Raw genomic sequence first — 12,124 nt, forward strand, 5'->3', positions numbered from 1 at the left:
ACCTTTTTCGTATAGAATCCTGTATGATAGAAATAATCAGTTACAGGGAGGATTTCAATTGTTTGTACGTACTGAAAGCTTATCACAGTTTATCAGGTTTTACCCTGTCGTATCACTGTTGATCTTGATACATGCAGTTGTCTTTATTGCGACTTCTATTCCGGGTGGCATTGGAAACTCTGTCCTTTTCACACTTGCCGGTATTAATGGGTTGGTTTCTGAAGGCGAGTACTGGCGACTGGTTACCCCGATATTTGCGCACGCTGACCTGTGGCACGTGCTGTTTAATACGTTTTCGCTCGTGCTGTTTGCCCCTGCGCTTGAGCGGTTACTCGGATCGTTTCAGTTCGCTGTTGTGTATTTGCTCGCTGGTGTGATCGCAAACGTTGCGACCTGGGTACTCCAGCCGCCGTTTTACACGTCTGTCGGCGCCAGCGGTTCAATCTTTGGATTATTCGGTCTGTACGCAGCGATCTGGCTGATCTATAAGCAGGCTGCCCCGCTCGAGATCAGACAAGTCATGGTTCCGGTGATCGTCATCAGTGTGGTGATGACGTTTTTCGGATCAAATATTAATATTACGGCGCATATCGCGGGTCTTGCAGCGGGTATCTTTATCGGCCTGTTCATTTTCCAGCAGCGCCGGCGCGAATAAAAAATGCCTGGAGCAACATTGCTCCAGGCATTTTTTAATATCCTTCTAATTCAGTTTCATTCATTAACGGTTCATGCACCTTTTTCACTTCTGCTTCCGGGCTGTACCAGTCCATCATTAATTCAGCATCCTCTTTTGAGATGTGTGGAATACTGCTGTGGCTTCCGCTTGTATAGGATTTGATGGTTGAGTGGATGGTGGCAACGTCTCCTCTGCGCTGGAAATAGGTCTGCGTCCATTCAAGTGACTGGATCCGCTTTTTCTTCATGTACACGATCTGCTTGCTGATACCGCGGAACTTCAGCGTTAACTGGTCGCGCGATGCACTCCAGCCGGCAGTTTTATACTGCCACCAGCCAAGAATTGCAGCAAGCGGAATCAGGATCAGTGACAGCAGGCCTAGCGGGAAAAAGAAGTAGGTGACCGGTCCGATGATCACAAGTGAAAACAACATTTTCCAGAATATATAGCGTTTTAATGCACGCTTTGGAACGCCGGTAAATTCTGTTTTCCAGTGATAGTCAGGCAGGATTCTATTCAAAATCGCATACGTTTCTTTTTCACGGATCATCGGCAGCAGCCGGATGGCATTTGAGTCCTTTTCAAGTACGGATCCACCTGCACTTTCAATTGTGACGGACGTATATCCGAACGGCTCTCTCATTACATTTTGATCAAAGGTAATGCCCTGAATCCTTTTCAGCGGGACGGTTGTCTGCTTTTTCTCAAGCAGACCTCTCGTGATCACGATGTCCTTTTCAACGAGCTTCACGGTGAAATGGGCATAGCGTAAAAATGTCAGTCCGACTGCAATCAGCCAGGCGATAAAGAACACCAGGACAGCAATCATTCCTGCAAGCAGGAACCCGGCCTCTACAAATTCAACGAGTTCTGTAAAGACTGCTTCGTATGGAATGACCTCCCCGAATTGGGACAGGAAGATCAGTATCCCCCCGATTACGACGCCAGCCCCGCCTGATGTAGTGGCCATGACGATCAGATCTTTCGGGCTCATTTTATAAAGAATATGCTCTTCAGGCTGCGGCTCAACCACTTCTTCACCTTCAACAGTACCTTCTTCCTTGAGCTTTTTCTTTGCTGCTGAAATAATCCGGTTCAGTTCATCCGCTTCCGGCTTCGTAATCGCAGTGAGCTCTGCTTCTGAATCCAGATTCGAAGAGCTTCCGGCTGTTTCCACTTTGATTTTCACCAGTTTTAACGGACGGTGCAAAACGCCTTCCGTATAGTTCAGACTCTGGATCCGTTCAAATGGAATATAGCGCTTTTTCTTAACAAAAAGCCCCTGTTCAATTCTGAGCTCGCCTTCTTCAATCCAGTATTTAAATCTCCACCATTTGATGACACCGAGGAAGATAAATAGAATAATCATGCCGCCCATAATGAAAAACGGCAGGTAATCCAGGATTGATTCAGCTTCTCCGCGGTTTAGGAAAACCAGAATGACGATTGGTATAAATGCTTCTTTCAATGTTTTCAGTGCGTTCATGACTGCAGTTATCGGATGCAGGCGTTTTTCTTCAGACATCGTCCTCAGCCACCCTTGCTAAAGCAGAGATCGAATCTCTCAGCTCGTCTGCTTCATCGATATCGAGCGCAGGAATCTGATGAAGTGTTGCTGCTGTTGAAATACTGATTGTCGCAAGCCTGTACTTCCGCAAAATCGGACCCTGTTCAGTATCAACGTGCTGCACACGGACCATTGGTACAAGCGTTCTGGTCACAACAAAAATGCCGTGCTGCAGTTCAATCTCCTCTTCTCTTACTTCATAACGCCAGCGTTTCCATTTAAGCGTCGGCAGTACAAATACAAATAATATAATTTCAAGCACCAGTGCAATTGCCGACCCGATGATGAACCAGACGGACCAGTCAAATAATATTGCTAGTGTCGTGACACCGGCTCCAGCCAGCAATGTAAAGGCTGCAGATATCCAGCCGTAAAGTCTCCAGACGGTTAAGGCCCGCTCTGAAATTCTCATTTTTGGCTCCTGTCTCCCCATTGTTTTCTCTCCTATCTAATGTCTCTTATGTACTTACTCTATCATACGAACTCCTTTACACATATGTTTCAAAAGTTTTCGCTGTAAATTTTTGAAAAAGTGAAACTTTTTATGGAAAAATTCTGTATAGTAGATATGTAAAAATTGTAAGGGGGAGCTCTATGAACCGCGAATTTCATGAAGGAAGTATGGTATGGATCGTATTCAGTATCATCACATTCATATCCACCGTTCTATTTTCTTTTGTCGGACCTAATTTACTGCACTACCTGTTTTTCTCCTATGGGGACATTATTATGATTCAGACGCCTTTTATCTCCAATATCCTGTTTGCCATCTTTGGGGTACTGCTATCATTATTCTTCTTCATGATGTACAAAGAAGGGAAAAAATACAAGGCGACCGGTTTTGTTGCGTTAATCCTGTCAGTGGCGATCTTTGCGCTGAGTGTGACGAATTTTTCTGTATTGAGAGAAGAAAAAATCATCCACAATGGTTTGCTTTCTGTCAGTTCTTCAGAATACCAGTGGAGTGATGTTGAAAGCGCAGTGATGATCAGAAGTAATGATGAAAAGGATTATGAAACCTTCATTTTTAACATGAACGATGGAGAAGACATTTCCTTTATCAGAAACGATCATCTGGTCAGTTCTTTTAACAAAATTGATGCGATGCTGCAGATGAACGGAGTCAGATACACATCTCAAGAACGCGAATAACGAGCTGTCCCGGGAGATTTCCTGGGCAGTTTTTTATTGTGTTTATTGGAGAATTGAAGGGCGATTAGCGCGTGGCGTTCAATTATGTGTGGTGGTGATTCAATTAGCGTTCCCGCTGAACCAATTAACGGAGAAGATGATTCAATTAATTCGAGGCAGAGTACTCGGAGCCTCCAGAAAACAGAAAACTGCCCAGGCGATGAGATCGCCTGGGCAGTTTTTAAAGATTTCAGCTTGTGAAGCGTTGGGCGGAAATAGCGCCTTTCGCTTTTCTATGTTGCCCAGCTTCAGCGCCCAACCCCTCGAGTCATAAGCTACACTGAGAAAATGGGAAAGGTCACCCATTTCTCTCAGTGCATCTTATGCTTGTCGGGGTTAAACGGGGCGCTTACGCTTTTCTAGCCTTCGCGTGATTGACGTTTTGGCTGACGCTGACGGCTGTTGTAAGGCTTGCCGCCTCCACCTTTACCGCCACGGTTTCCACCGCGATTTCCGAACTTTTTGTCGTCTTTGCGGTATGATTTCTTTTTAGATGCAAGTGGTCTTTCAGGTGTGATATCGATTGGTGTTTCGTCCGGCTCTTTTGTAAGAATCTTAAGAGCAGCAGCGATTAGGTCCAATGATTCCTCACCGTCATTTAATAGCTCACGTGCAAGTACTTTGTACTCTTCAAGGTTGTTCTTTTTAAGCGTTTCTTTCAGCTCATCAACAGCTGCGCGCTGAAGACCTTCAAGTGCTTCAGATGAACTTGGTGGACGCATTTGCTCCATCTTCTTCTTCGTTGTTTGTTCAACAACACGAAGGTAGTTCATTTCACGTGGTGTAACGAATGTCATCGCCATACCTTTTTTACCTGCACGACCTGTACGTCCGATACGGTGAACGTAGCTTTCAGGGTCCTGAGGAATGTCATAGTTATATACGTGTGTAACGCCTGAGATATCAAGACCACGTGCAGCAACGTCTGTTGCAACTAGTACGTCAATACGGCCTTCTTTGAACTTCTTCAGTACGCTCATACGCTTCGCCTGTGTCAGGTCACCGTGAATTCCTTCAGCCATGTAGCCGCGGATTTCAAGTGCACGTGCAAGCTCGTCAACGCGGCGCTTTGTACGTCCAAATACGATTGCAAGCTCAGGTGACTGAACGTTGATCAGGCGGGAAAGAACGTCGAACTTCTCGCGCTCATGTGCTTTTACAAAGAACTGCTCGATGTTTTCAACTGTCATTTCCTTCGCTTTTACTTTTACCACTTCAGGATCTTTCATGAAGCGTTCAGCGATCTTGCGGATTGGTCCAGGCATTGTTGCTGAGAACAATAGCGTCTGGCGTGTTTCCGGAAGATTTTTAAGGATTGATTCGATGTCATCGATGAAGCCCATGTTCAGCATTTCATCCGCTTCATCAAGTACAAGTGTCTGTACTTCATCAAGCTTCAGTGTGCGGCGGTTGATGTGGTCAAGCAGACGGCCAGGCGTTCCAACGATGATGTGTGGACGCTTTTTCATTGCGCGGATCTGGCGCTGAATGTCCTGTCCTCCGTATACTGAAAGCACGCGTACACGCTTGTCACTACCGATTTTGTAAAGCTCTTCAGATACCTGGATCGCAAGCTCACGCGTTGGTGCGATGATCAGACCCTGAATGTTTTGTGATTTTGTATCCACTTTTTCAAGCATCGGAATACCGAAAGCAGCCGTTTTACCTGTTCCTGTCTGCGCCTGCCCGATAATGTCTTTTCCTTCTGTTGATAGTGGAATTGTGCCAGCCTGAATTGGCGTTGCCTCTTCAAATCCCATACGTTTAATTGATTTCTGGATTACTGGACTAATTGGTAATTCTGAAAAAAGTGTCAAATCCTTCATTCTCCTTTGTTTTGTGAATCATCTATTTCATACACATAGCTAAGATCGCTCAGAAGACTGCGACAGCCTTTATTCGTTGTCCTTAACGGTTAAAGTAACAGGGGCATTTCTTCCCCAAAAAGAAAACTCGGACCTAGGCCGAGTGCGTCAGAGATGCCAATTGTTCAATTGGTCTTTCATGCTGGTTAAAGACAACCATCAAAAATACGCAGGACGCATTCAGTCCTTAACGGAAAATTCCGTTTAACGCATTTAAAAGTTATATCACACTCTTCTTATAAATAAGAGAGCTAATTGCTAATTGTAGCAGATGTCTTACGTATCTTATCATGTCTATTTTCAAAACACAATCATCCATTGTCGGGAACTTTCTCCTGTTTTAAAAAGAAAGCGATCTCATGAAAAAGCCTGTCACAGTCGGACCCATAGCATATCAGGTGTTTCGACGATTTTGATAAATATAATCTTTTTTGGTAAGTCCCGACGCGATCATAGACGAATCGTGCCGCTTTTGGCGGAACAATTCCATCCATCTGCCCCTGTGCTATGAAAACAGGCACCCTGATCTTCGGAAGCAGCGGGACGACATATGATGCAAGCCGTCTGAACTCCCTTGTGGAACGGATCGGTGTATGAAAAAGCTTATACTTATAATGACCAAACCACTCATTTTCATTCAGTTTTCTTCGAATGGTATCTGACATTACCGTTTTCATATCGCTGAAGATCTGTTTCGGGTTAATGTAAAGTGCCGCTGCGCTCAGTAAAACCAGTTTTTTCACCGGATAGTGGATGGTCAGGTAAGCAGCAATCAGCCCGCCCATTGAAAAGCCTATGACATACACTTCATCACAATACATATAAAGTCTTTTTAATTCTTCTTCAGCATAAGTAATCCATTCAACTGCGTTTGTATCATGCAGCCTCAGATTTCTGCCGTGCCCCGGAAGCACCGGCACTGAAATAATCCAGTCAGTATGTTCCCGCAAATATCTCGCCAGCGGGTTGACCTCATAAGCGCCGCCTGTAAATCCGTGAAGCAGCAAGCATCCTGTCTGTCCCATGACTTCCCTCCGTTCAATCTTCTACCGTTTTTATACCCATAATCGGGGTTTTTGAATCTGTACGCGACTGGCGGATGCCGCGTTTTTGCCGTTGAGGTACGTATAGCGGCAGTTGAAGTATGTATATCTCAGGTTGACGTAGCGATACACCCGGGTTGAGTGCTGTGACCGAAGGATTGAGTGCTGTACATCTCCGATCGAGTTTCGTAAAAGCAAGACTGGTTGCTGCAACCGTCTTCTTACTGCCTTTTGGAAACTAAGGGCTTGTTTCTCAAGGGCGTCAACAGGGCGTGGTACTTGAATGCTGTGTTGGTGCCGTTGACGTAGGTGCACTCCGCTTTGACGTAGCGACACACCCGGGTTGAGTGCTGCGTCCACGTGATTGAACGACGTATCAGCACAATTGAACGTCATGCCAGACGATCTGGATGTCGCCCTACTCCGAAAGAACGCTACCCTGCCATCACCAAACACAAAAAAGCCGCCACCAAGGACGGCTTTTCTCACTCGCTTTATTTAAAAGCCTCAATCACTTTCTCAAGCTCCATGCCGCGCGATCCTTTTACCAGTACAAGATCTCCTGTACACAGATGCTTCTTCAGCTCCGCTACAAGCTCTTCATGATCATTGAACCAGTATACAAGCGGGCTCCGCTCCAGCGCTTCTTCTGCGAGCCATTTGGAACGCGGACCGAATGTCAGCAGCACCGGAATCTCGTTGAAGTTAATCTTCTGACCGATTTCACGGTGGAACTGTTCTTCGTTGTCACCAAGCTCCAGCATATCGCCGAGTACTACGATTTTTTTGCCTTCTGCTTTCGCTTCTTCAAGGAACTGAAGTGCAGCGAGCATTGAAGTCGGGCTTGCATTGTAGGCATCGTTAATAAACACTTCGCCATTTGCACCTTCAACACGTTCCATTCTCATGGATGTCATCTGCGTTTTAGCGAAACCTTCTTCAATTTCTTCAAGTGTCAGACCAAGATGAATCGCTGTGCGGATGGCAGCGAGCCCGTTCAGCACGTTGTGTCTGCCAAGAACAGGGATGGATACCCATGTTTCTTCAGTTCCAAGCTGAATGCGGCTGCCTGCATCATCAATTTCAGTTTTTCTCGGATAAAGACCGTTTGTGTCTCCATAGCCATATGACGCGGATTTAAGACCTTCCGCCTGATTCACAAGGTCTGTCAGTAACGGCTCGTCTCCGTAGTAGAACAGAATGCCGCTGTCATTCAGACCTGAGATGATTTCAAATTTTGCTTTCGCGATATTCTCCCTTGAACCGAGGTCCTGCAGGTGCGATTCACCGATATTGGTGATGACCGCAATATCAGGCGTGGCAATGTTACTCAGCAGTTCGATCTCGCCAAAACCGCTCATACCCATCTCAAGTACAGCCACGTCTGTGGACTCTTTGATATTGAGTAATGTCAGTGGCAGACCAAGGTTATTGTTAAAATTGCCTTCTGTTTTCTGAACGCTGTATTTCACGGAAAGTACGCCTGCAATCATGTCCTTAGTCGTTGTTTTTCCGTTACTGCCGGTAATGGCGACGACTTTAAAGTGGTTTTCACGTCTATACGCAGACGCCAGCCGCTGAAGTGCTTCTTCAGGATCATCGACTGCAATGACCGGTAAATCTGTCGGCATATCCGGCACACCTTTTTGCCATAAAGAAGCGCCTGCTCCTTTTTCAAAAGCCTGTCGGACGTACTTGTGTCCATCTGTTTTTTCTCCCTGGAATGGGACAAAAAGGTTGCCCGGCTGGATCGTCAACGTATTGATACTGGCACCTTCAACTGTTGCGTCTGCAAATTCTTCTGAAGGAGCTTCTGTCTCTAAGATGTCAGCGATTTCGCGTAAAGTTTTTTTCATGACTGGCTTCTCCTTAAATTGACGTTTTTAATTTCTGTTTATCTTCATACCGTTCAATGCCGAATTGCACCAGCTTTTCGATCAGCTCAGCATATGGGACACCAGTGTTTTCCCACAGAAGCGGGAACATACTGTAAGGAGTGAATCCCGGCATTGTATTGATTTCATTAATAAAGATTTCATTTTTATCCGTAACAAAAAAGTCTGCACGGACAAGCCCTGAGCAATCCACTGTCTGGAATGCTGTTTTCGCCATCTGCTGAAGCTCTTCAGCCATCCCTTCAGGCAGTTCTGCAGGAATAATCATGACTGAATCTCCGTCAACATATTTCGATTTATAGTCATAGAAATCTTTTTTCGCGACAATTTCACCCGGCACAGATACTTCCGGGAAGTCGTTTCCGATAACGCCAAGCTCGATTTCACGCGCTTTCACACCCTGTTCAATGACAATTTTACGGTCGAAAAGGAATGCTTCTTCAAAGCCTGCTTCAAGCTCTTTACGGTTTGTACATTTGCTGATACCGACACTTGAACCGAGGTTAGCCGGCTTAATGAAGCATGGATAGCCGATCTCTTCCTCAGTTTTTACATAAGCAGCTTCTCTGTCCTGCTCCCAGGCTGAACGGATAAAGGACGTATAGTTGACCTGCGGAAGGCCTGCATCTCTGAACAGGTTTTTCATAATGACTTTATCCATTCCTGCAGATGAAGCGAGTACGCCATTTCCAACGTATGGCACATTTAACACTTCAAGCAGACCCTGTACTGTACCGTCCTCACCATTCGGACCATGCAGCAGCGGGAATACAATATCGTACGTTGCTCCAGGCGCTGAAGGTACATGTGTCAGACCTTCAGCAGGTGATACTTCAGCCTGCTCCCCGAATTGCAGTTGTTTTACATCTTCAACCGGCGAAGAAAGAGATGGTCCTTTTCTCCATTCCCCTTCTTTTGTGATAAATACCGGGTCTATCTCAAATTTTGTTAAATCGAGTGCTTTAATTACGGCTTTCGCTGTCTGAAGTGATACCTCATGCTCAGCAGACTTACCGCCGAACAGTAAACATAATTTGGTTTTCATCTATATAATCCTCCATTTAAATGATTGATAGCGTAATCTATGTAAAGATTTATTTTCAAAAGAATCCTTCTCCATCTTATCACGTTTTTCCTTTTGAGAAATGAGTTTGACGAATCGAATTTTTGTTTTTTTGCTATAACAAAAAACCTACTTTTCCGTTTAACACCCCTTTATTTAACTGACAATTCTAAATTATTTTATTATTGATTTTTAAGCTTTTCCTCTTAACAAGCACAAAACATCGCGTTATAATCCATCTATCAAATACAACTGTACACAACAGGAGGACTTTACCATGAAAAAAATTGGATTACTTCCCCGTATTGTTATTGCAATTGCACTGGGTGTTGCGGTCGGCAGTGTCAGTCCTGAATGGCTGATCAGAGTAGCTGCAACATTTAATGATATTTTCAGTGGATTCCTGTCATTCGCAATTCCTTTAATTATCATTGCATTTATCGCACCGGGAATTGGCGCAATGGGCCGCGGTGCCGGAAAAGCGCTTGGTCTGACTGCAGGTGTTGCGTATGCATCTACAATCATTGCAGGTGTGCTCGCCTTTTTAAGTGCTACAGTGCTATACCCCATTCTCTTAGGGTCTCAAGCATCAAGAGCATTTGAAAATCCTGAAGAAGCACTGCTTGGCGGATATTTCGGAATTGAAATGACACCGGTGATGGGCATTATGTCAGCTTTACTGCTGTCATTTGTTCTAGGAATCGGTATTTCAGCTTTTAAAAACAGTGTTTTACAAAAAGGTCTGGAAGAATTCCGTACAATCATTCAGAAGCTGATTGAAAAAATCATTATCCCGCTCCTTCCTATTCACATATTCGGTATCTTTGCGAATATGACTCAGGGCGGTCAGGTCAGTGCCATTATTAATGTCTTCCTGCTTGTATTCGTAATGATTATCGTACTGCATGTACTGTATCTTGTGGCAATCTACTCAACAGCAGGCGCGCTTCACAGCAAAAATCCGTTTGTGATGCTGAAAAATATGATGCCGGCTTACTTCACAGCGCTGGGTACTCAGTCTTCAGCTTCAACAATTCCGGTTACACTTGAACAGTCTAAAAAAATGGGCGTGCGTGAAAAGACAGCAGACTTCTGTATTCCGCTGCTTGCCAATATTCATTTAGCCGGCAGTACAATCACACTGGTCAGCTGTGCGATGGCGGTTATGCTCATTCAGGGTGAGACTGCTACATTCTCACAGATCTTCCCATTCATTCTGATGCTGGGTGTGACAATGATTGCAGCTCCTGGCGTACCGGGCGGCGCGGTTGTTGCGTCACTTGGTCTGCTTGAGTCAATGCTCGGCTTCTCAGGTGCAATGACTTCACTAATGCTTGCATTATACCTTGCACAGGACAGCCTTGGTACAGCAGCAAATGTAACTGGCGACGGTGCCATCAGTTCAATTGTTGACCGTTTTACGAAGCGTAAGGTGAAAGGTGAAGCGGTGACGAAGGCTGGTTGATTCGGGTTGGTTGTGGTGTATGTTGAATGGTTCAGGAGATTATGCCGTATGTTCGGGAGATTACCTTTGGTGTTCATGAAATAACCTGAAGTGTTCAGGACATTTCTTCGGTGGTTCAGGACATTCTAAAGATGTTTCCGGAGATCCCGACTATATACCCACCCCTTAAAACTGACAAAATAGAAAAACCGGAGCGTGCCCCAGGCATGCTCCGGTTTTCTATATTCACTGATACTTCTTCATATAACCCCGATCAATATAATTCTTCCACAACCAGGCCCAACTTCCAAACTGACGCCACTTTCCGTATAGCATCAATGCCTGTTTGCCTCCAGTTGAAAGCAGGATAAGGGCACGCCGCTGAGGTGTATAGTCTTGCATCCCTTCACGCTTGAGACTCGCGATCAGGTTGTGATGAAGCACTTCCCCCTGCCGTACTGCATAGACGCCGCTTTTTGGCAGCTGCGGACGCGTGATCAACGCTGCGCAGTCTCCAGCTGCGAAGACCTGACTGTCATCAGTTGTCTGCAGGCATGCATTTACTTTGATAAATCCTTTTTCATCAACCGGCAGCCCGGATTTTTTTAGCAGTGCCGGTGCCTGGGCTCCTCCAAGGAAGATCACTTCATTGAACAGGATTTCAGCGCCGCTTTCAGTGGTGACATAACGGTCTGCTACTTTGACGGCCCCGTCATTTTTCACATAGCGGATGCCTTTATGTGTAAAAAGAGCTTCAACAACTGAGTCTGTTTTTTTATCCACCAGATTACCTGATGCGATCACCGTGACACGGTCATACTTACGGCCATTCTGCTGCTTCCACTGATGGAATGAAAAAGCCATTTCAACGGCTGCTGCACCGCCGCCGATGATAACGAGTTCTTTTGCTTTGCGGCATGCCTCAATCCGTTCCGGAAACAGATGAGCGGGTTTGATCTGAACCTGCCTTTCTGCAAGCCCTTCTATCTGATCAGGCGCAGTGTGTGAGCCGATATCGAGTGAGAGACGATCATAAGACAGTCTTTCTCCTGATGACAGAACGACTTCCCTTTTAGCGGGATCAAATGATTGAAGCGTTTCTTCTATAAAATCAATTTTCTTATTTTCACATATTTTCTTTAGATCAATCCGGATTTCTTCAAGGGTGTAGAGCCCTTCGGCAAAGCCTGAGAACATACCGGAATAATAATGATAGCGGGATGCTGACACAAGGATCCATTTTACCTGCGTGTCACGTTCAGCAGTAAGCCGGCGCAATACTTCAAGGTGCGTGTGCCCACCCCCGGCAAGTACAACAGTTTTCATAATTTCCTCCTGAGCGTTTTCTCTATCATATCAGGCAGGTGTCGGGAAAATAAA

At 45.4% G+C, this 12,124-nt stretch carries 10 protein-coding genes; 3 read left to right on the forward strand and 7 right to left on the reverse strand.

The window, feature by feature from the left end:
• The first annotated feature begins 58 nt into the window (after window positions 1-58).
• Complete coding sequence (locus UFB30_RS13010) at window positions 59-655, forward strand: rhomboid family intramembrane serine protease (RefSeq protein ID WP_322422126.1); 597 nt, start codon at window positions 59-61, stop codon at window positions 653-655.
• Window positions 656-689: 34 nt separating this feature from the next.
• Here UFB30_RS13010 and UFB30_RS13015 read toward each other — a convergent pair whose 3' ends face one another.
• Window positions 690-2,201: a PH domain-containing protein gene (locus tag UFB30_RS13015; RefSeq protein ID WP_322422127.1), complete on the reverse strand. Its 1,512-nt coding sequence runs from the start codon at window positions 2,199-2,201 to the stop codon at window positions 690-692.
• Entirely contained in the window at window positions 2,194-2,676 is a 483-nt protein-coding gene (locus UFB30_RS13020) for a PH domain-containing protein (RefSeq protein ID WP_322422128.1), read from the reverse strand. Before UFB30_RS13020 ends, UFB30_RS13015 begins: the two co-directional genes overlap by 8 nt.
• A gap of 161 nt (window positions 2,677-2,837) precedes the next feature.
• On the opposite strand from UFB30_RS13020, the gene UFB30_RS13025 reads away from it, so the two are divergent.
• Window positions 2,838-3,395, forward strand: a complete 558-nt coding sequence (locus tag UFB30_RS13025; protein ID WP_322422129.1) for a hypothetical protein — start codon at window positions 2,838-2,840, stop codon at window positions 3,393-3,395.
• A 398-nt stretch (window positions 3,396-3,793) separates the two neighbouring features.
• Here the strand turns inward: UFB30_RS13025 and cshA are convergent, their stop codons facing one another.
• The 4 genes from cshA to UFB30_RS13045 form a co-directional block, all read right to left on the reverse strand.
• Window positions 3,794-5,251, reverse strand: a complete 1,458-nt coding sequence (gene cshA / locus UFB30_RS13030) for a degradosome RNA helicase CshA (protein WP_322422130.1) — start codon at window positions 5,249-5,251, stop codon at window positions 3,794-3,796.
• Window positions 5,252-5,610: 359 nt separating this feature from the next.
• Window positions 5,611-6,324, reverse strand: a complete 714-nt coding sequence (locus UFB30_RS13035; protein ID WP_322422131.1) for an alpha/beta hydrolase — start codon at window positions 6,322-6,324, stop codon at window positions 5,611-5,613.
• A 512-nt stretch (window positions 6,325-6,836) separates the two neighbouring features.
• A complete protein-coding gene (locus UFB30_RS13040; RefSeq protein WP_322422132.1) occupies window positions 6,837-8,198 on the reverse strand; it encodes a UDP-N-acetylmuramoyl-tripeptide--D-alanyl-D-alanine ligase in 1,362 nt (453 codons plus the stop codon).
• A 13-nt stretch (window positions 8,199-8,211) separates the two neighbouring features.
• Window positions 8,212-9,282 (reverse strand): D-alanine--D-alanine ligase, encoded by a 1,071-nt coding sequence (locus UFB30_RS13045; protein ID WP_322422133.1) that lies wholly within the window; start codon window positions 9,280-9,282, stop codon window positions 8,212-8,214.
• 295 nt (window positions 9,283-9,577) lie between these two features.
• On the opposite strand from UFB30_RS13045, the gene UFB30_RS13050 reads away from it, so the two are divergent.
• Window positions 9,578-10,765 carry a dicarboxylate/amino acid:cation symporter gene (locus tag UFB30_RS13050; RefSeq protein WP_322422134.1) on the forward strand — a complete coding sequence of 396 codons (1,188 nt, stop codon included), beginning with the start codon at window positions 9,578-9,580 and terminating at the stop codon, window positions 10,763-10,765.
• A 225-nt stretch (window positions 10,766-10,990) separates the two neighbouring features.
• Here the strand turns inward: UFB30_RS13050 and UFB30_RS13055 are convergent, their stop codons facing one another.
• Entirely contained in the window at window positions 10,991-12,070 is a 1,080-nt protein-coding gene (locus tag UFB30_RS13055) for an NAD(P)/FAD-dependent oxidoreductase (RefSeq protein WP_322422135.1), read from the reverse strand.
• Window positions 12,071-12,124 lie beyond the last annotated feature (54 nt).

The sequence above is a fragment of the Jeotgalibacillus haloalkalitolerans genome, from assembly GCF_034427455.1.
Classification (GTDB): Bacteria; Bacillota; Bacilli; order Bacillales; family Jeotgalibacillaceae; genus Jeotgalibacillus; species Jeotgalibacillus haloalkalitolerans.